This window comes from Micromonospora sp. S-DT3-3-22 (assembly GCF_015354745.1).
Classification (GTDB): Bacteria; Actinomycetota; Actinomycetes; order Mycobacteriales; family Micromonosporaceae; genus Micromonospora; species Micromonospora wenchangensis.
The window spans coordinates 17,650-41,124 of sequence record NZ_JACGMO010000060.1 but is presented as its reverse complement, the minus strand read 5'-3'; the positions used below and the strand labels follow the sequence as shown (position 1 = coordinate 41,124).

Below are 23,475 nucleotides of genomic sequence, written 5' to 3'. Positions count from 1 at the left end.
CGCCCCGGCCGGGGCCGACGCGACGGCGGTGCCCCGGGTGGCGATCGTCGGCGCGAACGGGCACGGCCGCTGGCACCGGCGCAGCGTCGCCCCGCTGCACGCGGCGGGACGGCTGCGGCTGGTGGCGCTGGTGGACGTACGGCCGATCGAGAACGAGCCGGCCGCGCCGGTGCCGCCCGGGACGACCGTGCACACCGACCACCGGGAGATGCTCGCCGCCGCCCGCCCGGACGTGGTGATCGTCTGCACCCCGCCGCACACCCACCTGCCGATCGCCCTGGACGTGCTCGCCGCCGGGGCGGACCTGCTGCTGGAGAAGCCGCCGGTGCTGTCCACCGCCGAACACCGGACGCTGGCCGGGGCGTTGGCCGCGACCGGCCGGGCCTGCCAGGTCGGCTTCCAGGCGCTCGGCTCGATGGCGCTGGCCGAACTGTCGACCGCCCTCGGGCAGGGCCGGCTGGGCACCGTCACCGGCATCGGCACGGTCGCCTGCTGGCAACGGCCCGACGGCTACTACGCGCGGTCCCCGTGGGCCGGCCGGCGCAGCCTGCACGGCCGGCCGGTGCTCGACGGCGCGCTGGCCAACCCGCTGGCGCACGCGGTGATGCAGTGCCTGGCGGTCGCCGGGACGGTGACCGGTGCGCCGGTCCGGCCGGCGCGGATCGAACTGGAGCGCTACCGGGTCCGGCCGATCGAGGTCGACGACACCGCCACCCTGCGCATCGTCACCCCGGGCGGACCGCCGATCGTGGCGGCGGTGACGCTGGCCGGGGAGGACTTCGTCGCCGGCGAGGTGATCGTGACCGGCACCCTCGGGCGGGCGGTGCTGGAGTACCCCACCGACCGGCTGCTGCTGCCCGGCGACCCGCAACCCCGGGAGGTGCCGGGGCGGCGGGGGCTGCTGGAGAACCTGCTCGCCCACCGGGCCGACCCGGCCGGCATCCCGCTGATCGCCCCGCTGGCCCGCACCGCGCCGTTCACCGCCGTGCTGGAACAGGTGCGGCAGGCCCCCGAACCGACCCTGCTCGGCGGCGACCTGGTCACGGTCACCGGCAGCGGGCCGGAGCGGGTGGTGACGGTACCCGGGATCACCGCCGCGTTGCGCCGCGCCGCCGAACAGGGCGCGTTGCTGTCGGAGCTGGCGGTGCCGTGGGCGGTGCCGCCGGTGCGTGTCCCCCTGGCGGCGCAGGACGACTGACCCACCCACCACCACCTTCCGGAGAGTCCCATGCGTCCACGCACCACCGGGGCGGCCCTGGTCGCCCTGTCCCTCCTGCTGACCCCGGGCACCGCCGCGTCCGCCGCGCCGCCCGACGGGCCGTCCCGGGCCGTCGAGCGGCTCGCCCGGCAGACCCTGCCGGCCGGCGACGGCTGGGCGGCCGAGGGCCCCGGCACCACCGGCGGCGCGGCGGCCGGCCCGGACCAGGTCCACCTGGTGCGCAGCCGGGCCGACCTGGTCCGGGCGCTGGGCGGCGACAACGCCACCAACCGGAGCAACGCCACCCCGAAGGTGATCGTCGTGGACGGCACCGTCGACGGGTTCGCCGCCGACGACGGCCACCTGCTCGGCTGCGCCGACCTGGCCGACCCGGAGTACAGCCTGCCCGCCTACCTGGCCGCGTACGACCCGGCGGTGTGGGGCATGGTGCCGCCGACCGGGGCGCTGGAGGCCGCCCGGGTGCGGTCGGTGGCCAACCAGACCCGGCAGACGCAGATCAACGTCGGCCCCAACACCACCATCGTCGGCCGGCGCGGGGCGGTCCTCACCGGGCTGACCCTGATGATCGACGGGGCCAGCAACGTCATCGTCCGCAACCTGACCTTCGACGACGCCCGGGACTGCTTCCCGGCGTGGTCGCCCACCGACGGCGCGACCGGCAACTGGAACTCCCAGTACGACCAGGTCTCGGTACGCCGCAGCGAGCACGTCTGGGTCGACCACAACACCTTCACCGACGGCGACAACCCGGACAGCGGGCAGCCGGTGTACTTCGGCCGGCCCTACCAGGTGCACGACGGGTCGCTGGACATCACGCACACCGCCAGCCTGGTGACCGCCTCGTACAACCGGTTCACCGGAAGGGACAAGCTGATGCTGATCGGCTCGTCCAACACGGTCGGGCCGGACGTGGGCCGGTTGAAGGTGACGCTGCACCACAACCTGTTCGACCGGGTGCTCCAGCGGCTGCCCCGGGTCCGGTTCGGCCAGGTCGACGTCTACAACAACTGGTACCGGCTGGCCGGCGACGACTTCGTGTACGCGATCGGGGTGGGTGTGCAGTCCGCCGCGTACGTGGAGAACAACTTCTTCACCCTCGGCGTCGGCATCGCCGCCGGTGACCTGCTGTACGGCTGGGGTGGCACCGCCGTCACCACCCGGGGCAACTGGGTGGACGCCGACCGCGCGCTGCCCCGCCCGGTCGACCTGGTGGCCGCCTACAACGCGACCCACGACCCGGACCTGGGCGGCGACGCCGGGTGGACGCCGACGCTGCGCGCGCCGCAGGCGGTGCCCGCGCCGCTGGTGCCGCTCGTGGTGGGGCCGTTCGCCGGGGCCGGTCGACTGCCGTTGTGAGCCGCCTCCGGTCGGGCCGCGCCTTCCCGGGTGCGGCCCGACCGCCCGGCGGGGTCACCTCGGCAGGGTGAGCACCTCCGCGCCCTCGGCGGTGATGGCGATGGTGTGTTCGCTGTGTGCCGTGCGGCAGCCGGTGGCGCTGCGCAGCGTCCAGCCGTCGGCGTCGGTGACGAGGGTGGCGGTGTCGGCCATGACCCACGGTTCCAGGGCCAGCAGCAGGCCGGGACGCAGCCGGTAGCCGCGACCGGGCCGGCCGGTGTTGGACACGTGCGGGTCCTGGTGCATGGTCGACCCGACGCCGTGCCCGCCGAACTCGGTGTTGATCGGGTATCCCGCCGCGTGCAGGACCGTGCCGATGGCGTGCGAGAGGTCGCCGACGCGTGCGCCCGGTCCGGCGGCGGCGATCCCGGCGCGCAGCGCCCGCTCGGTGGCGTCGATCAGCGCGACGCTCTCCGGGGGGCGGCTGTCGCCCACCAGGAAGCTGATCGCCGAGTCGGTGACCACGCCGCCGAGGGAGACGGCGAGGTCGAGGGAGAGCAGGTCGCCGTCGGCGAGGTGGTAGTCGTACGGCCGCCCGTGCAGCACCGCGTCGTTGACCGAGGTGCAGATGTAGTGGCCGAAGGGTCCCCGGCCGAAGGACGGCGCGTAGTCGACGTAGCAGGACGTCGCCCCGGCGTCGACGATCATGCGCTGCGCCCAGGCGTCGATCTCCAGCAGGTTGGTGCCGACCACGCTGCGGCTCTTGAGCGTCTGGAGGATCTCGGCGACCAGCGCGCCGGTGTCCCGTGCGCGCCGCACGTCGCTGGGGTTGAGGATCTCGATCATGCGGCGCCTTCCGTCGACCACCAATAAGTATCCCGGCCATGTTATCCCGGTACTAGAATCGCAGCCATGGTCAGGTTGCCGCTCACCCCCGCCGAGGTCGCCCGCGGGCAACGCCTCGGCGCCCTGCTGCGCCGCGCCCGGGGACAACGGTCGATGCTCGGCACCGCGCTGGCCGCCGGGCTGTCCCCGGAGACCCTGCGGAAGATCGAGTCCGGTCGGGTGGCCACCCCGGCGTTCCCGACCATCGCGGTGCTCGCCGACGTCCTCGGCCTCTCCCTCGACGCGGTCTGGTCGGAGATCAACCAGTCCGACGGCGGGATCGCCGTGCCCGACCCCGGCGAGCGGCTGGCCTCGTAGCCCCGCCGCCTCCCGGGCGCGCCGCCCCTGAGGGCACCCCACCCAGGGGTGGTGCTCGGCGGCGGGCCGGGACAGGGACAATGACCCGGGTACGGTCGGGCTGCCGACCCCGGACGACGATGATCAGCGGGAGGTGGACCCGGGTGGCCGGTGGACGCGACGTCGACGCGGACCGGCCCGACCCGACGGCCGGCACCGCACCGTATGTCGACCCGGCGGCGCGGGGCGGCACGTCCGAGGGCGGTGCGCCGTCGGCGTTCCGGGCCGCGCTGGCCGCCGATCCGGCCCAACTCTCCCCCGCCCGGGAGGCGCTGCGCGCGTGGCTCACCGGGGCCGGGGTCGACGAGGCGGACGTGGAGGTGGTGCTGATCGCCGTCGGGGAGGCGTGCGCCAACGCCATCGAGCACGGCTACCGGTTCGCGCCCGGGGCGAGCGTCACGGTGTCGGCCCGGCTGCGGGCCGAGCGGCTGGAGGTCGAGATCCGCGACACCGGCGGCTGGCGCGAGGGCCCGTCGCAGGGACGCGACCGGGGCCGGGGACGACTGATCATGGCGCGGTTGATGGACGAGGCACAGCTCGACGGCACCCCCGACGGGACAACGGTTCGCCTGGTCAAGCAGCTTTCCCGGCCAGCAGTGAGGCGGTCACATGCCCGACGACGGGGTCGGACCGACAGTGAAGATCGGCTATAAGTAGGCGATGGAGTTCCCGCCGTACCTCGCCACCATGCCGATGCACGCGATCACCGAGCTGCACGGCGAACCGGGCCTGCTGGCCCGGTTCCGGCTGGAGTTGCCGGCCTTCGCCACCGCCGACCGGGACCGGCTGACCGAAGCCCTCGACCTGGCCGCCGAGCTGCACCGCGACGACCGGCGGTCCCGCGAGCCGTACCTCAACCACCTGCTGCGGGTGGCGATCCGGATGATGCACCACTACCAGGTGCGCGACCCCGACGTGATCGTCGCCGGGCTGCTGCACGACGCGGTGGAGGACCATCCGGGCGAGCTGGCCGGCGCGGGGGCCGCCGACCCGACGGCGGCGGCGCTGGCCGCGCTGGCCGACCGGTTCGGCGCCCGGGTGGCCCGCCTGGTCGCCGCGGTCACCAACCCGGTGTACGACCCGGAGCGGGACCCGCACGTGCAGTACCGCGAGCACGTCGCGGCCAGCCTGGACCGGGAACCCTGGGCCCGGGTCATCAAGGTCTCCGACTTCACCGACAACGGTGTGGGCGTGGTCTACGCCGTCGGACCGAAGGTGGCCCGCTCGGCGGCGAAGTACCGGCCGCTGGTGCCGGTCTACCGGGAGTTGATCGCCCGGCCGGACACCCCGCTGTCGGCACCGGTGAAGCGGCACATCTTCGGCCAGCTCGACCTGGCCGAGGAACGGTTCAGCGCGATCCTCGACCGCCCCAACTGACCCCGCCCCCGCCGCGCCGCTGGCGGCGCGGACGCTCAGCGCAGCGCGCCGCCGGGCGGGACGGCCACCCCGCCGCCACCGAGGACGGCGTGCAGCCGGTGCCGCAGGTCGGGCAGCCGCTGCGGGGTGTCCCGCAGCAGCAGGCAGACCGGCTCCCGGGCGCCGGCCGCCACCCCGCCCACCACGTCGAGCAGCGTCCCGAGCTGACCGGGCGGCTCGTCGGCCAGCAGCAGTCCGGCGTCGGTCACCTCGAGGGTGAGCGGGCCGGCGTCGAGCCGGTCGGCCAGCACGTCGGCGAGCGCGTCCCAGTTGCGGCCGAAGTGGCCGGGCAGGTCGAGCGCGTCGGTGAGCGCGTCGAACAGCGCGGGGCGGGTACGGGTCGCCGCCCCGGCCACGGTGACCGACGGCGTCGGATGCCCCGACGGGCGGGCCTCGTCGGTCACCCGTAGCCAGCCCGGCTGGCGCTGTCCGGTCATGGTGCATCCTCCTGCTCGACGGGGCGGGCCGGCGGACCGGCCCGCCCCGGGTGGTCCTCGGTCAGATCCGGTAGAAGTTCGCGTAGTGGTCGGGGGAGAACCAGGTCGCCCCGCTGCTCTTGTTCACCACGATGCGGTACGCGTCCCGCGCCGCGCCGGAGACCCGCGGGTAGACGTCGTACTCGTAGTAGGTGGCGCCGGCGGGGAGCTGCCCCTCGTAGTTGTGGAACTGGCCGCCGGCGAAGTTCGACAGGCCGCCGCTCCAGGCGTACCAGCCCCGGCTGGTCGGGAATCCCTTGGCCGACCAGCCGGAGCGGGCGGTACGGGCGTCCGCGCAGCGGGACATCGTGCAGGAGCCGTAGACCGCCGCCGACGCGGAGTCGGTCAGCCTCGGGGTCACCACGGACGGCCCGACGAGCAGCGTCGCGACCAGGGCGGTCAGCAGCGCGAGGATGCCCGGCAGGCGGCGGGGCCGGGGGCGCGAGGTCGGGGCGGTGGCGGGGGTGACGGGGTTCGCGGGAGTGCTCAACGGGTCCTCCGGGTCGCGGGGGCCGACAGGAATGCATCGATCAGGATGGTTATCCCGATCAGCCACATTCTGGCGGGAGGCGAACCCCGCCGACCAGAGGTCAGCCTGGCAACCGTGGATGAACGCACCATGATCGGCACGCCACCGCCGGCTGAAATGCCCGGTGGACGCAGCCGGGACCGGGCGGCCCCGTCGGCCGCCCGGTCCCGGTCGGGTCAGCAGCCGATCCGGCTGGCGCCCAGGGCGACGTCGTCGTACCAGAGGGTGTCCGCGCCCTCGCCGTAGCTCTCCCAACCCAGCTTCAGGTCGGTCAGCCGGGGACGCCAGGTGCGGTTGTACCACTGTCCGTCGATGTCGTGGGTGGGCACCCCGTCGGCGGTCAGCCCGGTGACGGCGGTACCGTCGAGCCAGGTACGCAACTGCCCCTGGTTGCCGTCGACCATGAACTCCAGGCACGTCCAACGGCCGGTGGGCAGCGGCACGCTCAGCGCCACACCGGATGGGCTCTGCTCAGGCAGGGTCGCGTCGTCCGAGGCCCGGTTCCACTGCAACGCGCCGTTCTGGCCGCCCATCCGCAGGTCCTTGTTGCCGTCGGCGGCGTCGGTCATGGCCATCACGGTGACGTGCTGGGTCGGCAGTGCGGTGGTGTGGCGCAGCCAGATCCGGCCGTACCGGACGGTGCCCACCGCACTGAGATCCTTGGTGGAACGCACGAAGACGTGGTTGCAGTAGCCCTGCGCGCCGTCGATGCGCAGCGAGCGGCTGCCGCTGTGCGCGGTCGCCGTGTCCACCGCCGCCCGGCCCGTCCCCGAGCAGTCCGGGTTGACCACGCTCCAGTCGCCGGCCGGCGTGCTGCCGGTCTGGTTCTCGAAACCGTCGCAGAGCACCGCACCGGCACACCCGGCCGGCGGCGGGGTGGTCGGCGGCGGCGTCGTGGGGGGCGGCGTGGTCGGCGGCGGCGTCGTGGGCGGCGGGGTCGTGGGCGGCGGCGTCGTCGGGGGCGTGGTCGGCGGCGGGGTTGTGGGCGGCGGCGTGGTGGTCGGCGGCGGAGCCCCGTTGCACGGTACGCCGTTGAGCGCGAACCCGGTCGGCGCGCCGGCGCCCGAGGTGCTGGTGCCCTGAACGCCGAACTCGGTGGAACCGCCGGCCGGGACGCTGCCGTTCCAGGCGGCGTTGCGGGCGGTGACCGTCGTACCGGACTGGCTGACCGTGGCGTTCCAGCCGCCGGTGATCCGCTGCCCGCCCGGGTAGGACCAGGTGACGGTCCAACTGCTCAGGGCGGTGTCGCCCGGGGAGACCCGGACGTTGGCGGTGAAGCCGCCGGTCCACTCGTTGGGCTGGTAGTCGATCCGGCAGCCCTGGGCGGCCGAGGCGGTGCCGGCGAGCACGGTGGTGACGGCCGCCGCCACCGTGACGGTGGCGGCCACGGCGGCGGTGATACGGGTACGGGAGATCCTCACAGGGGTCCTTCCGGCTGGCCGTCGGTGTGGACCGACGGCGCGGGAGCAGTGACGTCGCTCGCGCGTCGACGCGCCGTGTCGGCACGTGGACAACAGCCCGGCTCAGGCCAAACAGCCGCCCGGCAACAGAGCGGCACCCGGACCCAATGTAGTGATGGTTGCCTATGGAAACAAGTGCGTCGTCGACTCAGCGGTGGGGCTCAGCCGGGATCAGTCCGCCTCGCCTGCCATGACGTGCTCCTCGGTGAAACGCACCCGACGCGATGGGGTGTCCAGAAGTCAGGCCGCCTTGAAGACGGTGTCGAGGTGCCACTCCAGGAACTCGGCGCGGGGTCGGTCACCGCGCCGTCCGGGCACACCGATCTGCGTGCCCGCCTTGGCATAGAACTGGTCCCCGTTGCCGAACTCGCTGCGCAGCCGAGGGCTGACCAGCAATCGGTACTTCGGATCCACGCCGAGGTAGCCCTTGTCGAACAGGATGTGGACGTCCGACTTCAGCAGCAGTCCGTTGTCGATGCGGTGTTCTCCACCCACCGGCAAAGGCCGGATGTGCGCCGCCTGGAGGACCGGTCGAACCCGGTTACCCGTGATGGCACAGCGTCGGTCGTAGGCACCAAGCACCACAGCCTTGAACGACTGTTGGCCCAGACGCTGCGGCACCAGCCGGGGATCGCCGTACACCGGCCCGGGCCGGTGCCACGGTGCCGCCAGATCGATGTCGACCGTGGTGCCGATGAGCCGATGGACCAACACGTCGAAGTATCCACTGACCGAGGCGTCGGCCAGGTCATACGTCTTGCCCTGCACCACGTTGGAGGCGAAGCCGGGTGGCGGGTCGACGGTCGAATCGTCGGGGAAGAAGACCGCGTCCCGGACGAAGATGCCGCCGATGACCGGGTCTTCGTCGGGGCCGATCGGCTGTCGTCGGTAGCGTCCGACGCTGCGGCGCATGTCGTCGAGACTGGCAACACCGTTGGCCTCGCCGAACAGTTCCCACGCCTCCGAGATCCTCAACTGCGTGAATCCGCTGAAGAAGCCCCCACCGACCACCCGGTTGAGCGGGTGGTGAGCCTTGAAGAAGAACGGCTCACCTACGGTCAGTGCCCGGAATCCTCCACCCGACGGCCGCCAGAAGTTGACCTCGGTCAGGCCCGGACGCGCGGCCAGGAACCGATACCACTTCTCGTCTGTGACTCCGACGAACGCCTTCACATCGAACAGGATTCACCGGAGATGATCTCGCCACCACCGACCGAACGGCCACCTCCACTATCGGCAGCGCACCGGCCCCGACGAGCCGCCCGGCCGGTCGGTGGGCAGTCGGGCCGACCGGCCGGGTACGGGTCAGCGGGTGGTGGAGAGGCTGGCGCAGTCGGTCTCGTCGGGCAGCAGCGGGCGGAGGGTGACCGCCCAGCGCTTCCCGCCGGAGGTCCACGGGGTCGCCTCGTTGGCCTTGCCGGCGGTGGCGATCACCTGCTGCACGGCGGTGCCGGTGACCGTCACACAGCCCAGGTCGAGGCCCTCGCCGAGGCTGGCACCGGGCAGCGCCGGGCCGGGCCACTCCATCCTGGGCTGCTTCGCCGTCTCGGGGGTGGCGACCCAGGGCCGGGCCACCGCCGCGATGGCGGTCGGCTGGTACGGCTGCGTCGCCGCGCCCGCCGGGTCGGTCACCTTGTCGGCGAACGCCCGCAGCTTCTCGCGGGCGGCCTGCTGGGCGGCGGTCAGGCCGGCCTCGGGGCCGGTCGCCTCCCCCAGCGCGTAGACCTCCAGCTGCTCGGTGCCCACCGGCCCCCGGATGGTGAACCGGGTGGTGGCCACGTCGGTGATCTTCGGCGTGCCCACGTCGACGGAACTGCCCACCCCGGCGGCACGGGCCTGCTCGACCAGCTTGGCCACCTCGGCCGCGCTGACCGTGCGGACCTGCACGTTGGGCAACGCCGGCCCGGGATAGCTCAGGACGGTCGGCCCCTGGGTGATCACCCGACCGTCGCCGTACACGCTGACGGCCGGCAGCCGGGTCACGTTCGTCTCGGGCCGCACGAAGCCACCCGTGTAGTCGATCCGGAGCACCGGCACGTCAGCGGGAAAATTAGGCGCGGCATCCTCGGGTGCACCGGTCGACTCACCCTGCCCCGCGCAGGCAGCCGTGAGCAGGAGCAGCGGAACGACCGCCACCCACATGCCTCGAAAACTCGTCATACCGCTTGGACGCACCCGGGAACCGGACGGCTCCCACCAGTTTTCGGCAATTTCGGACATGAACCGCCCCCGCGTCCCACGATCCCCGGATGCCCACCCTGCGCCCGACGTGCGCGGGGAGAGGGCTCAGGGCTCGCGCATCCAGAGCTTCGGGTCGTTGACGAAGACGCCCTTGCCCTGGTGCCGCCAGATCACTCGCAGCGCTTCCAGCCGGACGTAGACCTGCTTCACCGTCGACGGGCTGACCTTGTGCAGCGCGGCAAGCTCCGTGATCGAGGGCAGCTTGTCCCCCGGCGTCAGCTTCTTCGCCCTGACGTTGGCGACGATCTCATCGGCGATGCGGATGTAGTCGGCGGTGATCGGCATGACTCCCCCTGCGTGGCACGCCAATTCGATCACGCAAGGACACCCTCCAACAACTCTATGTTTGACTCAGATGACTGGGACAGCTAAGTTGAGTGCTACCTCTCCCCTTGCGTGGCAACAAGGAAGAGGGCTTCCCCTGGTCGGGGCGGGTGTGTGTGCCCGTCCCGACCCCGTCCGGCTGCTCTGCTGTCGTACCGCCGAGGTGGGCTGCGACGGCCGGGCCGGCGGGTCGTCCGCAGCCGGCGGCGGACGACCCGCCCTCCAGCACCACCGAAAGGACCATTCCGCCCTCCCCCAGCACCGGAAAGGACCCCCGTGACCCAGGTGTACCGGGGTGGCCAGCCCTACGGGACCGGCCGCCCGGCGCTACTGACCCCGCACGAGGTACGCACCCACGAGTTCGCGCCGCGTCGACGCGGCGTCGACCCCGTCGAGGTACGCCGGTTCCAGTCCCGGCTGGCCGACCAGCTCGCGGCGCTGCACCAGGAGATCCGCGCTCTCGCCCGGGAGAACGACCGGCTCACGCGGGCCCTGCGCGACTGGCAGACCCGGCACGCGAGGAACTGCCCGCCCACGAACGGCGGGCACTGGTGAACGAGCGCCCCCGGCCCGGCGACCTGCTGATCGTCGACCGGGCCGCCTCGGTGCAGTTCGCCGGGGAGCGTGCCCTGCGGCTGCGGGTGGTGTCGGTGTCCGACCGGCCGACCTACGACGGGTGGGTGTGGCTGACCGGCTACGTGCTCGACCGGCGCGGCGAGGCGACCGCCAGGCGGGAGGTCTTCGTCCGGCTCGCCGGCCTGCGGCCCGCCGCCACGACGCCATCGCCCCGCGCCGGTCGACGCACCGCCGGCCCACCGGGCGTCGACAGGCGCGCCGACCGCCAGGCGGCCGGGCCCGACGGGGCCCGTCGGTGAGGGCGGGTCTCCGGCGGGCGCTCCCCGGGCGGCATCCGGCGGTCAGGCGTCGGCCGCGTCTTCGGCAGGATGCCGTTCCGGCTGACCCTGGCGGGCGCGCAGGAACGGGCCGAGGCCCGTTCCGTCCTCGGTGGCCAGGAAAGCGCCGCGTGCGGTCAACAGCGTCTCGTCGGCGTGCGCCATGCAGCCCCACGCCGTGTCGCCCCACGAGTCGGCGAGCTTGACCTCGGCCGGCTCGGTGCAGGGCTCGCCGCGCCGGCCGCCGATCTGGCAGCGGGCGGGTGCGCCACCCCGGCGGCCGACCGCCTCGGCGGCCTCCCGGATCAGCGAGAACCGCGCCTCGCCGCCCGCCTGCGGGTCGCGCTCCTGCTGCGGTACGGCCTGCCGCTGCCCGAAGGCGACCACGTTGCCGTCGGGGTCGGTGACCCGGCACTCACCACCCGGCGCGTGTTCCGGGTAGCCGGCCTTCTGCACGGGGTGCCCGGCGGCGGCGAGCCGCTCGGCGGTCGCCGTCAGGTCGTCGACGCACAGGTAGACGAGCAGGGGCAACTCGACGGTGACCAGGCGGGGGGTGACCGCCGCCAGCAGCAGCGTCAACTCCCCGCACCGCAGGTACGACCAGCGCGATCCACCGTCGCCGCCGGCCCGGATCTCGGTGTAGCCGAAGATCTCGTAGAACCGTCGGGCCGCGTCGGCGTCCGCCACGTACAGCACCGGCACCTGCGCCCGTACACCATTTTGCACGGCGTCACTCTAGCCACCGATGATCGGGGATTCACGTTGTGCAGATCGGGGGTTCTCCGCCCGTCCGGTCGGCCCCGGTCAGCCGGCCAGGGTGGCGTACCGGCCGGCGCGGGCCAGCAGCGTCTCGTGGGTGCCGGACTCGACGATCCGGCCGTGGTCGAGGACCGCGATCTGGTCGGCGTGGCGCACCGTGGAGAGCCGGTGCGCGATGGTGATCACCGTCCGCCCCTCGGCGAGGGTGTCGAAGGCCCGTTGCACGGCGCGCTCGGTCTCGGTGTCCAGCGCGCTGGTCGCCTCGTCGAGCACCAGCACCCGGGGGTCGCGCAGCAGCGTACGGGCGATCGCCAGGCGCTGCTTCTCGCCGCCGGAGAAGCGGTGGCCCCGGGAGCCGACGACCGTGTCGTACCCGTCGGGGAGGGCGGCGATGAGATCGTGGATCTGCGCGGCGCGGGCGGCGTCCTCAAGCTGGGCGTCGGTGGCGTCGGGGCGCGCGTACCGCAGGTTCTCCCGGATGGTGGTGTGCAGCAGGTAGGTCTCCTGGCTGACCACGCCCACGACGGCGGCCAGGTCGGTCAGTCGCAGGTCGCGCAGGTCGACGCCGTCGATGGTGATCCGACCGGCGTCGGGGTCGTGCAGCCGGCTGACCAGGGCGACGAGGGTGCTCTTGCCGGAGCCGGTCTCGCCGACCAGGGCGAGGCTGCTGCCGGCCGGGACGTCCAGGGTGATGCCGGCGACCGCGGCGGTGTCGCTGCCCGGGTAGCTGAAGGTGACGTCCTCGACGCGCAGGTGCCCGCGCACCCGGGCCGGGTCGATGGTCACCGGCCGGGCCGGGTCGTCCACCTCCACCGGCAGGTCGAGGTACTCGAAGATCCGGGCGAACAGCGCCAGCGAGGCGGTCAGGGTGACGCCCACGTTGAGCAGCCCCATCAGCGGCCGGAACAGGCCGCCCTGGAGGGCGGTGAAGGCGACCAGGGTGCCGATGCTGAGCGTGCCGGCGGTGCCGGGCAGGCCCGCGCCGAGGTAGATCACCGCCGGGATGGCGGCGAAGATGATCGTCATGGTGGCCATCCGCCACCGGCCGGCCAGCTCCGAGCGTAGCTCCAGGTCGACCAGGCGGGCCGACGAGGTGGTGAACCGGTCGATCAGCGCGCCGCCCGCACCGAGGGTCTTGCTGAGCTGTACGCCGCTGATCGACAGCCCCTCCTCGATGGTGACGTTGAGGTCGGCCAGTTCCCGCTGGCGCTGGGCGGTGATCTCGCGGCGCATCGCGGCGACCCGGCGGGTGAGCCAGATGGCCGGCGGCAGCACCACCAGCGAGACGAGGGTGAGCCGCCAGGACAGCGCCACCATGGCGACCAGCGTGGCCACCACGGTGGTCAGGTTGGACGCGATCGAGGTGGCGGTGGAGGTGACGACGGTCTGCATGCCGCCGATGTCGTTGGTGATCCGCGACTGCACCTCGCCGGTGCGGGTGCGGGTGAAGAAGCCGATCGACTGCCGGTGCAGGTGGGCGAAGACGTCGGTGCGCAGCCGGTGCATCACCAGCTGCCCGACCCGGGTGGAGATCCAGGTCTGCGCCACGCCGAGCACGGCGGTCACCGCAGCGACGGCGATCATGCCGACGACCAGCCAGACCAGCAGGGTCAGGTCGCGTTCCGGCAACGCCCGGTCGATCACCGCCCGCAGCAGGAACGGCGAGGCCATCGCGACGATCGACGACACCACGATGATCGCGGTGACCACGGCCAACTGCCCACGGTACGCGGTGAACAGCCGGCCGATGCGGCGCAGCGAGACGGCACGGGCCTGGGACTTCTCGGCGGCACTGACGGTCCGGGGGGCGCCGCCGCGGCCCTCCCGGTGGGTTGGCGTGGTGTCCAAGGGGGTCCTTCTTCCGTTCGGGGGATATTTGCTGAGGTTACCTCATCATGAGGGAGCAACAGCGAATCCTGCTACCGTATTCCGGTGACCGGTGCGCCATCCGACCCGCCAGCCGATCCGTCCGCACGCTGCGCCGGGCCGCCGACCGACCCGGCCGAGGAGAGCCTGGCCGAACTGTTCTGGGCGGTGGCCCGGCAACTGCGACGCCAGTCCCGACGTACCCTCGAACCCTGGGACGTCAACCCCGGGCACGCCCGCGCCCTCGCGGTGCTCACCCGGCACGGCGCGATGCGGCTCAGCGCGCTCGCCGAGCACCTGCACATCGCGCCCCGCTCCACCACCGAGGTCGTCGACGGCCTCCAGGAACGCGGGCTCGTCGCGCGCCACCCCGACCCGGCCGACCGGCGGGCGACCCTGGTCGCGCCGACCGACGAGGGTACGCGGGTCGGCGCGGCCATCCGGACGGCCCGCGCGGCCGAGGCGGAACGCTTCTTCGGTCACCTCTCCCCCGCCGACCACGCCGACCTCACCCGCATCCTGCGCACCCTGCGCGACTGACTCCCACCATCCGCGCAGCCCACCGGCCCCGCGCGGTCGGCGATTCGATCATGGGACCGCGCTGGGCGTAGGGGGTCGGGGGCGGGGTATGCGCGGTCGGTGCGGGTGGTGGTGGTCGGTGCGGGGTTCTCCGGGCTCGCCGCGGCCGCGGCGTTGTGCCGGGGCGGGGCGCGGGTGGTGGTGCTGGAGGCCCGGGAACGGGTCGGGGGGCGGGTGGCGACCCGGCGGTTGGCCGACGGCACCGCGCTGGACCTGGGCGCGCAGTGGATCGGCCCCACCCAGGACCGGATGGCCGCCCTGGTGGCCGAGCACGGGCTGACCACGTTCCCGTCGGCCGCGCAGGGCCGGCCGGTGGTGCGCTGGAACGGGCGGCTGCGGGAGACACCGCCGGAGTCGGTCCGGCAGACGGTGGATCTGCTGGACGACCTCGCCGCCGGGGTGGACCCGGCGGCACCGTGGCGGGCGGCGCGGGCGGACGAGTGGGACCGGCTCACCCTCGGCGGCTGGTTGAGCACCGCCGCGCCCGATCCGGTGACCGCCCGGTACGTGGGTCGGCTGATCGCCGGCGGGTTGCTGGCGGTCGACCCGGACGAGGTGTCGCTGTTGCAGGTGCTGTTCTACCTGCGCAGCGGCGGCGGGAGCGGATTGCTGCTGGGGATGGCCGGGGGCGCCCAGCAGGATCGGCTGGTGGGTGGGCCGGCCCTGCTGGCGGAGCGGATGGCGGCGGCGCTGCCTCCGGGGACGGTACGGTCCGCAGCGCCGGTACGGGCGGTCCACCAGGACGGTCACGGGGTGGTGGCGTACACCGACGAGGGGGCGTACCGGGCGGAGGCCGCGGTGGTGGCGGTGGCCCCGGCGCTGGCGGGCCGGATCGCGTACGCACCGGCGCTGCCGGCCCTGCGCGACGCGTTGACCCAGCGGATGCCGATGGGCTCGGCGTTGAAGCTGCACGCGGTCTACCCGACGCCGTTCTGGCGGGCCGACGGGTGTTCCGGGGTGACCACGTCGGCCGACGGGCCGCTGACCGAGACGGTGGACAACTCGACGCCGGGTTCGCCGCGCGGGGTGCTGACCGCGTTCAGCTACGGCCGGCAGGCCCGGGAGCTGCGCCGGCTGTCGCCGGGGCGGCGACGGGCCGAGGTGCTGGCCGCGCTGGTGGAGCTGGTCGGTCCGGCCGCCGCCAGGCCCGACGACCTCGTCGAACACGACTGGTCGGCCGACGAGTGGACCCGGGGCTGCTTCTGCGGGGCGCTGACCCCCGGTTCGTGGCGGGACCACGGTCCCGAGCTGCGCCGACCGGTGGGGCGGGTGCACTGGGCGGGCACCGAGACGGCGACCCGGTGGGCCGGTTACCTGGAGGGCGCGGTGCTGGCCGGCGAGCGGGCGGCGGCCGAGGTCCTCGCCGATCCCGCCGCCTGACGGCACCCGCCCACCCATTGATAGATAATCTTGATTCTATCTATTGAAAACTATCTCCGGCCGTGACCTAATACCTGACAGTTCCTTTCGTCGCTCCCGCCGTAACCACGCGGCATCTCCCAGGGAGGAAAGATGAACCGTCTCCGTGCGGTCACGGGCACGCTGCTGGCGACCGCCACCATGGTCGCCGCCGCCACCCTCGGCGTCGTCACCCCGGCCGCCGCCGCCCCGGCCGGCCTGCCCGGCATGGACGTCTCCAGCTACCAGGGCAACGTCAACTGGTCCGCCGCCTGGAACAACGGTGCCCGGTTCGCCTACGTGAAGGCCACCGAGGGCACCTACTACACGAACCCGTACTTCGCCCAGCAGTACAACGGGTCGTACTCCGTCGGGATGATCCGGGGTTCGTACCACTTCGCCCGGCCGGACACCACGACCGGCGCCACCCAGGCCAACTACTTCGTCGACCACGGCGGCGGCTGGTCGAAGGACGGCCGGACGCTGCCCGGCGCGCTCGACATCGAGTACAACCCCTACGGCGCGACCTGCTACGGGCTGAGCCAGAGCGCGATGCGCACCTGGATCGCCTCCTTCGTCAACCAGTACTACGCCCGCACCGGGCGCTGGGCGACGATCTACACCACCACCGACTGGTGGACCACCTGCACCGGCAACTACAGCGGCTTCGCCGCCACCAACCCGCTCTGGCTCGCCCGCTACGCCGGCACGGTGGGCACGCTGCCGGCCGGCTGGGCCACGTACTCCTTCTGGCAGTGGGCCTCGTCGGGCACCTTCCCGGGCGACCAGAACGTCTGGAACGGCACCCTCGACCGGCTCCGGGTGCTGGCCTGCAACGGCCCGTGCTGACCCCGCCCACCCCCGGAGCACCCGAGGAGCCCGCCATGTCCGTACCCGTGTCCCGGCGCAGCGTGCTGCGCGGCGCGGTCCTGCTCGGCACCGCCGGGGCGCTCGCGCCGACCCCGTTCGGCGGACCCGCCGCCGGCGCCGCCCCACCGACCACCGGCAGCACCCCGACCACCGCCCTCGGCCGGGTCGACCAGCCGGTGATCGCCAACTGTGCCACCTGGGGGGCCCGGCCGCCGTCGTCGCCGGTGAGCGTGGTCGAGAACCGACCCAACAAGATCATCGTGCACCACACGGCGTTCCCGAACTCGACGGACTACAGCCTGGCCCACGCGTACGCCAACTCGCGGGAGATCCAGAACCTGCACATGGACGGCAACGGCTGGCTGGACTCCGGGCAGCACTTCACCAACAGCCGGGGCGGCCAGCTCACCGAGGGCCGGCACGGCAGCCTGTACGCGCTGCTGCACGGCCAGACGATGGTGCAGGGCGCGCACTGCGTGGGGCAGAACAGCCAGGCCATCGGGATCGAGAACGACGGGATCTACGTCGACGTGCAGCCGCCGCAGGCACTCTGGGACAGCCTGGTGGTGTTCTGCGCGTTCACCTGCCAGCAGTACGGCATCCCGGCCAGCCAGATCTACGGCCACAAGGACTTCGCCAGCACCCAGTGCCCCGGCCTGCTGCACGACCGGCTGCCCGAACTACGCTCCGCCGTCGCCGCTCGACTTGGTTGATTGCTTATATAAGTGATGCCTGATACAAAGGGGACCGTGCACGCCTTCGACGTCCTCGGCGACCCGGTACGCCGGCGCATCCTCGAACTGCTCGCGCAGGGCGAGCGGAGCGCCGGTGGGGTCTGCGCGGTCATCCAGGAGGAGTTCGGGATCACCCAGCCCGCCGTCTCGCAACACCTCAAGGTGTTGCGAGACAACGGGTTCGCCACGGTCCGCCCGCAGGGCGCCCGTCGGCTCTACGCGGTCGATCCCGCCCCACTGCGGGAGGTCGACCAGTGGCTGGAGGGGTTCCGCCGGTTCTGGACGCCGGCCCTGGACGCCCTGGCCACCGAGATCGCCCGGGGTCGACGCGAACGGCGGGCGCACACCACGACGGACGACCCGACCGAACACCGGAGCACCTCATGATCGAGACCAGCCACCAGATCAGCGCCGTACGACGCACCGTGGGCAGCCGCACCCTCGAAGCGGGTGAGGCACGTGTGCTGACCATCAGCCAGACGTACCCGACGACGCTGGACGACCTCTGGGACGCCTGCACCAGCATCGAACGCATCCCGCGCTGGTTCCTGCCGGTCTCCGGCGACCTGCGACTGCACGGCCGCTACCAGTTCGAGGGCAACGCCGGTGGCGTGGTGCAACGCTGCGACCCGCCGAAGAGCTTCGCCGCCACCTGGGAGATGGGCGACGAGATCAGCTGGATCGAGGTGCACCTGACCCCGGAGGGCGACGAGCGGACCCGGTTCACCCTGGAACACGTCGCCCACGTCGACGACGTCCGGTGGACCGAGTACGGCCCCGGCGCGGTCGGCGTCGGCTGGGACTCGGGCCTGCTCGGCCTGGCCAGCCACCTCGACGCCGACGGTGGGGGCGTCACCCCCGACCAGGCCGCCGAGTGGATCGGCTCGGAGGACGGGCGACGCTTCATGACGCTCAGCGGCGAGGCGTGGGCCGAGGCCGACATCGCCGGCGGCACCGAACCGCAGGCCGCGCGGGCCGCCGCCGCCCGGACCATCGCCGCGTACACCGGCGCGTCGCCGGCCTGACCCCGGCACCCGCACCGGGCCCGGCGAGAAACCCGGGCGCGGGTTGTCGGTGCCGGCAGCGACACTGGGCGGCATGTCGATGCGCCGCGCCGAAGACGTCCTCGCCCTGCACCGCGCCGGGCACCCGGTGCGCTACCTCTGCTTCTGGGGGCACCGGCCACAGCGGGACGGCACCGTCGGCCGCGGCTGCCTGAGCCAGTGGTGGCCGGCGTCGTTCACCGTCGACGGGCGGCACTTCCCCACCGCCGAACACTGGATGATGTGGCGCAAGGCGCTGCTCTTCGACGACGTCGAGGCCGGTGAGCGGGTGCTCGCCGCCGGTCACCCGCAGCAGGCCAAGGCGGTCGGCCGCCAGGTCCGCCGGTTCGACCCGGCGGTGTGGGAGGCCGAGCGGCACGCCGTCGTGCTGGCCGGCAGCCTGGCCAAGTTCGGCCAGCACGCCGACCTGCGGGCGTACCTGCTGGGCACCGGTGACCGGGTGCTGGTGGAGGCGAGCCCGGTCGACCGGGTGTGGGGGGTCGGGCTGGCCCCCGACGACCCGCGCGCCGAGGACCCGGCCCGCTGGCGTGGGCTCAACCTGCTCGGCTTCGCCCTGATGGAGGCCCGCGAGATCCTGCGCGACGGCGGGCCGCCCGGCCCCGGGCCGACGGCGGACCTGCCCTGAGCCGGGCGGCCCGGGGGCGGTAACGTGCGGCGGCATGACCGTCCTGCCGTACGCGCACTGTCACTACTGCGGGGCGGCCTATCCGCCGGACGCCGGCTGGCCCCGGCTCTGCGCGACCTGCGGCCAGACGGTGTGGCGCAACCCCACCCCGGTCGCGGTGGCGCTGCTGCCGGTACGGACCGACGCCGGGCTCGGCCTGGTGGTGGTGCGCCGGGACATCGAACCGGCCCGGGGCCAGCTCGCCCTGCCCGGCGGGTTCGTCGAGTACGGCGAGGAGTGGTCCGAGGCGTTGGTGCGGGAGCTGCGTGAGGAGACGGGGCTGGTCGACGAGGCGCAGCGGGCCCGGCTGTTCGCGGTGTACGGCGCCCCGCACGGCGGCACCATGATGATCTTCGGGGTGCTGCCGGAGCGGCCGGCCGCACAGCTCCCCCCGTCGACGCCGACCGAGGAGGCCACCGAGTGGCTGGTCCTCACCGAGCCGGTCGAGCTGGCCTTCTCCACCCACACCCGGGTGCTGGCCGACTTCCTCGCCGGCCGGCACTGACCCCGCCACGTCCGGCCGGCGAGGACCTCACCCGCCGGGCCCGCCGGAGGTGCCGGGTCAGACCCGGGCGGGCTGCGGGGCGAACGGGACGCTCGGCGTCGGGTCGGGGGCCGGCTCACCAGCGGGGTGCCGCCACAGCCCCCGGGCCCGCAGGATCGGCAGCACCCCCTCGCCGAACCAGTACGCCTCCTCCAGGTGCGGGTGGCCGGAGAGGATGAACTCGTCGATGCCGAGCGCGTGGTACTCGGCGATCCGGTCGGCGACCTCGGTGTGGCTGCCCACCAGGGCGGTGCCGGCCCCGCCCCGGACCAGCCCCACCCCGGCCCAGAGGTTCGGGGCGACCTCCAGCCCGTCGCGGCTGCCGCCGTGCAGGGCCAGCATCCGGCGCTGCCCCTCGGACTCGCTGCGCCGCAGCCCCTCCTGGGCGGCCCGGATGTCGGCCTCGTCGATGCCGTCGAGCAGTCGGCCGGCCTGCGCCCAGGCCTGATCGGCGGTGTCCCGGGCGATGACGTGCAACCGGATGCCGAAGCGCGGCGTCCGGCCGGTGTCGGCCGCGAGGGCGCGGATGTGGTCGAGTTTGCCGGCCACCTGGGCGGGCGGCTCGCCCCAGGTCAGGTAGACGTCGGCGTGCCGGGCGGCGACCGGGCCGGCGGCGGTGGACGAGCCGCCGAAGTAGACCGGCGGCACCGGGTCGGGCAGCCGGGTCAGCCGGGCGCCCTCGACGCGCAGGTGCTCCCCGGCGTGGTCGACGGTGTCGCCCCGCCACAGTGACCGCACGACGTGCAGGAACTCGTCGGTGCGGGCGTACCGGGCGTCCTTGTCGAGGAAGTCGCCGTAGGCGCGCTGCTCGGCGGACTCACCGCCGGTGACCACGTTGAGCAGCAGCCGGCCGCCGGAAAGCCGCTGGAAGGTGGCGGCCATCTGGGCGGCGAGGGTGGGTGAGAGCAGCCCGGGGCGGAACGCGACCAGGAACCTCAGCCGTTCGGTGACCTCGGCCAGCATCGCGGTGGCCAGCCAGGCGTCCTCGCACCACGCCCCGGTCGGGGTGAGCGCACCGACGAAGCCGAGCTGCTCGGCGCTGCGGGCGATCTGCCCGAGGTAGGCGACGGTGGCGGGGCGGGCCCCACCGGCGGTGCCGACCGCGACGCCGTGGCCGCCGCCGACGATGTCGCGGCTGTCGCCGTAGGTGGGCAGGAACCAGTGGAAGGTCAGCGACATCGGGGGTCCTCCTGAGGGATGGGACGACGACCACGACAGGCTACCCATAAATCCTATCGGCTTGGTAGGTTACTGCGCGCCGCCGACCTCCGGCGTCGCGAGCCCCATCGTCCACTCCCGAGGAGCCGACATGCCCACCCCGCCGAGGAGCCTGCGCCGGCTGACCACCGCCCTGTTCACCGCCCTGTCCCTGGTTGCCGTCGGCGGGGTCACCGGCTGCGCCGACGACGCCGACGCGCGGGCCGGCGACGGCCCACTGCGCATCGGCTACCAGCGCTTCGGCGGGCTGAGCCTGGTCAAGGCCCGCAACGCCGCACCCGACGCGCAGTGGTCGCTGTTCGAGAGCGGCCCGGCCCTGACCGAGGCGCTCAAGGCCGGCGCGATCGACATCGGGCAGGTCGGCGAGGCGCCCCCGGTCTTCGCCGCCGCCGCGAAGATCCCCTTCTCGGTGATCGGCACCTCGGCCCCGATCCCGCAGGGCGAGGCGGTGCTGGTCAAGCAGAGCAGCGGCCTGAAGACCTTCGCCGACCTGCGCGGCCGGACGGTGGCGCTGAACAAGGGCAGCAACGTGCACTGGCTGCTGGTCCGGCTGCTGGCGGCGAACAACATGACGTTGAAGGACATCACCGTCAAGTACCTCAAGCCGGCCGAGGGGCGGCCCGCGTTCGACAACGGCCAGATCGACGCCTGGATCATCTGGGACCCGTACTTCGCCCTCGCCGAGCAGCCCGGGGTGCGGGTACTCGCCGACGCCACCGGCCTGGCCGGCAACCGGGAGTACGTGCTGGCCTCCCCCGAGGTGGTCCGGGACCGCACCGACGACGTCCGCGACTTCCTCACCGCGTACCGGAAGGTCACCGACTGGGGGATCGCCAACCCGGCCGAACGCGCCACCGTGCTCGCCCCCGAACTGAAGATCCCGCTGGACGTCACCACCCGGGCGCTGGCCCGCAGCGCCCGACCGTTGGCCCCGGTCACCCCCGCCGTCGGCGCGGAACTCCAGGCCATCGCGGACGGCTTCACCGCCCTCGACCTCGTCCCCGGCCCGGTCGACATCGCCGGCCGGGTGGACGACCGGTTCAGCGCGGTGTTCCAGTGAGCACCACCGTGGTGGTCACCACGCCGCCGACCGCCGTGGCGGCCCCGCCGGACGCCGGGCCGCGACGGCGGACCGGCGGGCGCTGGCGACGACTGGTCAGCCCGGTCCTGCTGGTCGCCGGATGGGAGGCCGCCGCCCGCGCCGGGCTGCTCGCCCCGGACAAGCTGCCCGCACCGAGCCGGGTGCTCGCCACCGGCGTACGGCTGTCCGCCGACGGAACCCTCGGCGTCCACCTGCTCGACTCGCTCACCCGGGCCGGCGTCGGGCTGCTCCTCGGCGGGCTGCTGGCGCTGGTGCTCGGCGCCGCCGCCGGCCTGCTCCGGCTCGGCGACGACCTGGTCGACCCGCCGGTGCAGATGGCCCGGATGCTGCCCCACCTGGGGCTCGTCCCGCTGCTGATCATCTGGGTGGGGATCGGCGAGTCGTTGAAGATCACCCTGGTCGCGCTCGGCGTGTTCTTCCCGATCTACTTCAACACCTACGCCGGCATCCGGGACATCGACGAACGACTCGTCGAGGCGGCCCGCGCCTGCGGCCTCGGGCCCGCCGCCCGACTGCGGCACGTGGTGCTGCCCGGGGCGTTGCCGTCGCTGTTCCTCGGGCTGCGGCTGGCGATCGGGGCGGCCTGGCTCAGCCTCGTCGTCGGCGAACAGGTCAACGCCCAGACCGGCATCGGCTTCCTGATGATGGAGGCCCGCGAGTTCAGCCAGACCGACGTGGTGGTGCTCGGCCTGGTCGTCTACGCGCTGCTCGGGCTGCTGTCCGACCTCGCCCTGCGGATGCTGGAGAGGAGGACCCTGACATGGCGACGCGGCCTGCGCGCGACCTGACCGACGAGGCCACCGCCGGGACGGCGGTGCTCACCGCCCACGCGGTACGGCGGGCCTTCGACGGCCGGCCGGTGCTCGCGGGGGTCGACCTGAGCATCGCCGCCGGTGAGGTGGTGGCGCTGCTCGGCGGCAGCGGCTCCGGCAAGAGCACCCTGCTGCGGGTCCTCGCCGGCCTCGACGCCGACGCCACCGGCGGGACCCGGCTGCGCGGCACCGCAGCCGTGGTCTTCCAGGAACACCGGCTGCTGCCCTGGAAACGGGTCGGCGACAACGTCGCGCTGGGACTGACCGGCCCCGACGTGCGCGCCCGGGTGGACCGGGCACTGACCGAGGTGGGGTTGGCCGACCGCCGTCGGGCCTGGCCGGCGGAACTCTCCGGCGGCCAGGCGCAGCGGGTCGCGGTGGCCCGCGCGCTCGTCCGCGAGCCGGACCTGCTGCTGCTCGACGAGCCGTTCGGGGCGCTCGACGCGCTGACCCGGCTACGGATGCAGTCCCTGCTGCGGCGGCTGCGCGCCGAGCACGGCTTCGCCGCCCTGCTGGTCACCCACGACGTCGAGGAGGCGCTGCTGCTCGCCGACCGCATCCTGCTGCTCGACGGGGGCGTCATCGCCGAGGAGATCACCGTCGACCTGGACCCCGCCGGGCGCGCCGCCGACCGCCCCGCCCGCTCCCCCGAGCAGCCCGCCTTCGGCGCGTTGCGTCGCCGGCTGCTCGACCGCCTCGGCGTACCCGCCGTCTGACCCCGGAGAAGACG

The 23,475-nt window shown here is 73.7% G+C and carries 28 protein-coding genes; 18 read left to right on the top strand and 10 right to left on the bottom strand.

Annotation, left to right across the window (positions count from 1 at the left end; genetic code table 11):
• Positions 1–28 precede the first annotated feature (28 nt).
• A complete protein-coding gene (locus H1A17_RS18530) occupies positions 29–1,198 on the top strand; it encodes a Gfo/Idh/MocA family protein (protein ID WP_145922794.1) in 1,170 nt (389 codons plus the stop codon).
• A 30-nt stretch (positions 1,199–1,228) separates the two neighbouring features.
• A complete protein-coding gene (locus H1A17_RS18525; RefSeq protein WP_194822461.1) occupies positions 1,229–2,575 on the top strand; it encodes a polysaccharide lyase family 1 protein in 1,347 nt (448 codons plus the stop codon).
• 54 nt (positions 2,576–2,629) lie between these two features.
• On the opposite strand, the gene map is transcribed toward H1A17_RS18525, so the two are convergent.
• Positions 2,630–3,400, bottom strand: coding sequence for a type I methionyl aminopeptidase (gene map / locus H1A17_RS18520; protein WP_145919738.1), 771 nt, complete (start codon positions 3,398–3,400; stop codon positions 2,630–2,632).
• 66 nt (positions 3,401–3,466) lie between these two features.
• Here map and H1A17_RS18515 point away from each other — a divergent pair, with 66 nt between their 5' ends.
• The 3 genes from H1A17_RS18515 (at position 3,467) to H1A17_RS18505 (ending at position 5,173) form a co-directional block, all read left to right on the top strand.
• Positions 3,467–3,757 carry a helix-turn-helix domain-containing protein gene (locus H1A17_RS18515; protein ID WP_145919737.1) on the top strand — a complete coding sequence of 97 codons (291 nt, stop codon included), beginning with the start codon at positions 3,467–3,469 and terminating at the stop codon, positions 3,755–3,757.
• Between the two features lie 143 nt (positions 3,758–3,900).
• Positions 3,901–4,449: an ATP-binding protein gene (locus H1A17_RS18510; RefSeq protein WP_240762894.1), complete on the top strand. Its 549-nt coding sequence runs from the start codon at positions 3,901–3,903 to the stop codon at positions 4,447–4,449.
• 7 nt (positions 4,450–4,456) lie between these two features.
• On the top strand, positions 4,457–5,173 hold the full coding sequence (locus tag H1A17_RS18505; RefSeq protein ID WP_145919735.1) for an HD domain-containing protein: 717 nt from the start codon (positions 4,457–4,459) through the stop codon (positions 5,171–5,173).
• A gap of 35 nt (positions 5,174–5,208) precedes the next feature.
• On the opposite strand, the gene H1A17_RS18500 is transcribed toward H1A17_RS18505, so the two are convergent.
• The 6 genes from H1A17_RS18500 to H1A17_RS18475 all read right to left on the bottom strand — a co-directional run bounded on the left by H1A17_RS18500 (position 5,209) and on the right by H1A17_RS18475 (position 10,203).
• Positions 5,209–5,649, bottom strand: a complete 441-nt coding sequence (locus tag H1A17_RS18500; RefSeq protein ID WP_194822460.1) for a barstar family protein — start codon at positions 5,647–5,649, stop codon at positions 5,209–5,211.
• Positions 5,650–5,710: 61 nt separating this feature from the next.
• Positions 5,711–6,112 carry a ribonuclease domain-containing protein gene (locus H1A17_RS18495; RefSeq protein ID WP_145922793.1) on the bottom strand — a complete coding sequence of 134 codons (402 nt, stop codon included), beginning with the start codon at positions 6,110–6,112 and terminating at the stop codon, positions 5,711–5,713.
• A gap of 281 nt (positions 6,113–6,393) precedes the next feature.
• On the bottom strand, positions 6,394–7,638 hold the full coding sequence (locus H1A17_RS18490) for a cellulose-binding domain-containing protein (RefSeq protein WP_309236798.1): 1,245 nt from the start codon (positions 7,636–7,638) through the stop codon (positions 6,394–6,396).
• Between the two features lie 279 nt (positions 7,639–7,917).
• Entirely contained in the window at positions 7,918–8,850 is a 933-nt protein-coding gene (locus H1A17_RS18485) for an HNH endonuclease (RefSeq protein ID WP_194822459.1), read from the bottom strand.
• A 132-nt stretch (positions 8,851–8,982) separates the two neighbouring features.
• Positions 8,983–9,837: a hypothetical protein gene (locus H1A17_RS18480; RefSeq protein ID WP_194822458.1), complete on the bottom strand. Its 855-nt coding sequence runs from the start codon at positions 9,835–9,837 to the stop codon at positions 8,983–8,985.
• 126 nt (positions 9,838–9,963) lie between these two features.
• Positions 9,964–10,203, bottom strand: coding sequence for a winged helix-turn-helix domain-containing protein (locus H1A17_RS18475; protein WP_194822457.1), 240 nt, complete (start codon positions 10,201–10,203; stop codon positions 9,964–9,966).
• Between the two features lie 315 nt (positions 10,204–10,518).
• Between H1A17_RS18475 and H1A17_RS18470 the strand changes: the two genes are divergently transcribed.
• Both H1A17_RS18470 and H1A17_RS18465 read left to right on the top strand, forming a co-directional pair.
• On the top strand, positions 10,519–10,797 hold the full coding sequence (locus H1A17_RS18470; protein WP_309236797.1) for a DivIVA domain-containing protein: 279 nt from the start codon (positions 10,519–10,521) through the stop codon (positions 10,795–10,797).
• Positions 10,794–11,117, top strand: a complete 324-nt coding sequence (locus H1A17_RS18465; RefSeq protein ID WP_375372822.1) for a hypothetical protein — start codon at positions 10,794–10,796, stop codon at positions 11,115–11,117. The genes H1A17_RS18470 and H1A17_RS18465 overlap by 4 nt, the downstream gene beginning before the upstream one ends.
• A gap of 42 nt (positions 11,118–11,159) precedes the next feature.
• Here H1A17_RS18465 and H1A17_RS18460 read toward each other — a convergent pair whose 3' ends face one another.
• Complete coding sequence (locus H1A17_RS18460; protein WP_194822456.1) at positions 11,160–11,861, bottom strand: glyoxalase/bleomycin resistance/extradiol dioxygenase family protein; 702 nt, start codon at positions 11,859–11,861, stop codon at positions 11,160–11,162.
• Between the two features lie 78 nt (positions 11,862–11,939).
• Positions 11,940–13,742 (bottom strand): ABC transporter ATP-binding protein, encoded by a 1,803-nt coding sequence (locus tag H1A17_RS18455; protein WP_194822455.1) that lies wholly within the window; start codon positions 13,740–13,742, stop codon positions 11,940–11,942.
• A 165-nt stretch (positions 13,743–13,907) separates the two neighbouring features.
• On the opposite strand from H1A17_RS18455, the gene H1A17_RS18450 reads away from it, so the two are divergent.
• From H1A17_RS18450 to H1A17_RS18415, 8 genes are all read left to right on the top strand, one after another.
• Complete coding sequence (locus H1A17_RS18450) at positions 13,908–14,300, top strand: MarR family winged helix-turn-helix transcriptional regulator (RefSeq protein ID WP_228543780.1); 393 nt, start codon at positions 13,908–13,910, stop codon at positions 14,298–14,300.
• A gap of 99 nt (positions 14,301–14,399) precedes the next feature.
• Positions 14,400–15,719: an FAD-dependent oxidoreductase gene (locus H1A17_RS18445; protein WP_145919726.1), complete on the top strand. Its 1,320-nt coding sequence runs from the start codon at positions 14,400–14,402 to the stop codon at positions 15,717–15,719.
• Positions 15,720–15,851: 132 nt separating this feature from the next.
• Positions 15,852–16,586, top strand: a complete 735-nt coding sequence (locus H1A17_RS18440) for a lysozyme (protein WP_145919725.1) — start codon at positions 15,852–15,854, stop codon at positions 16,584–16,586.
• A 35-nt stretch (positions 16,587–16,621) separates the two neighbouring features.
• Positions 16,622–17,320, top strand: a complete 699-nt coding sequence (locus H1A17_RS18435; RefSeq protein WP_194822453.1) for a peptidoglycan recognition family protein — start codon at positions 16,622–16,624, stop codon at positions 17,318–17,320.
• 36 nt (positions 17,321–17,356) lie between these two features.
• Entirely contained in the window at positions 17,357–17,728 is a 372-nt protein-coding gene (locus H1A17_RS18430; RefSeq protein ID WP_145919723.1) for a helix-turn-helix transcriptional regulator, read from the top strand.
• Complete coding sequence (locus H1A17_RS18425) at positions 17,725–18,366, top strand: SRPBCC family protein (protein WP_145919722.1); 642 nt, start codon at positions 17,725–17,727, stop codon at positions 18,364–18,366. Before H1A17_RS18430 ends, H1A17_RS18425 begins: the two co-directional genes overlap by 4 nt.
• A gap of 73 nt (positions 18,367–18,439) precedes the next feature.
• Positions 18,440–19,030: an NADAR family protein gene (locus H1A17_RS18420; protein WP_194822452.1), complete on the top strand. Its 591-nt coding sequence runs from the start codon at positions 18,440–18,442 to the stop codon at positions 19,028–19,030.
• Positions 19,031–19,064: 34 nt separating this feature from the next.
• The gene (locus tag H1A17_RS18415) at positions 19,065–19,574 is read left to right on the top strand and encodes an NUDIX domain-containing protein (RefSeq protein WP_145919720.1); all 510 of its coding nucleotides are present in this window, start codon (positions 19,065–19,067) and stop codon (positions 19,572–19,574) included.
• A 57-nt stretch (positions 19,575–19,631) separates the two neighbouring features.
• Here H1A17_RS18415 and H1A17_RS18410 read toward each other — a convergent pair whose 3' ends face one another.
• Complete coding sequence (locus H1A17_RS18410) at positions 19,632–20,792, bottom strand: LLM class flavin-dependent oxidoreductase (RefSeq protein WP_145919719.1); 1,161 nt, start codon at positions 20,790–20,792, stop codon at positions 19,632–19,634.
• Between the two features lie 130 nt (positions 20,793–20,922).
• Here H1A17_RS18410 and H1A17_RS18405 point away from each other — a divergent pair, with 130 nt between their 5' ends.
• From H1A17_RS18405 to H1A17_RS18395, 3 genes are read left to right on the top strand one after another with little or no spacing between them, the layout of a single operon-like run.
• The gene (locus H1A17_RS18405) at positions 20,923–21,891 is read left to right on the top strand and encodes an aliphatic sulfonate ABC transporter substrate-binding protein (protein ID WP_145919718.1); all 969 of its coding nucleotides are present in this window, start codon (positions 20,923–20,925) and stop codon (positions 21,889–21,891) included.
• Positions 21,888–22,721, top strand: a complete 834-nt coding sequence (locus H1A17_RS18400; protein WP_145919717.1) for an ABC transporter permease — start codon at positions 21,888–21,890, stop codon at positions 22,719–22,721. The genes H1A17_RS18405 and H1A17_RS18400 overlap by 4 nt, the downstream gene beginning before the upstream one ends.
• Complete coding sequence (locus tag H1A17_RS18395; protein ID WP_145919716.1) at positions 22,694–23,461, top strand: ABC transporter ATP-binding protein; 768 nt, start codon at positions 22,694–22,696, stop codon at positions 23,459–23,461. Before H1A17_RS18400 ends, H1A17_RS18395 begins: the two co-directional genes overlap by 28 nt.
• Positions 23,462–23,475 lie beyond the last annotated feature (14 nt).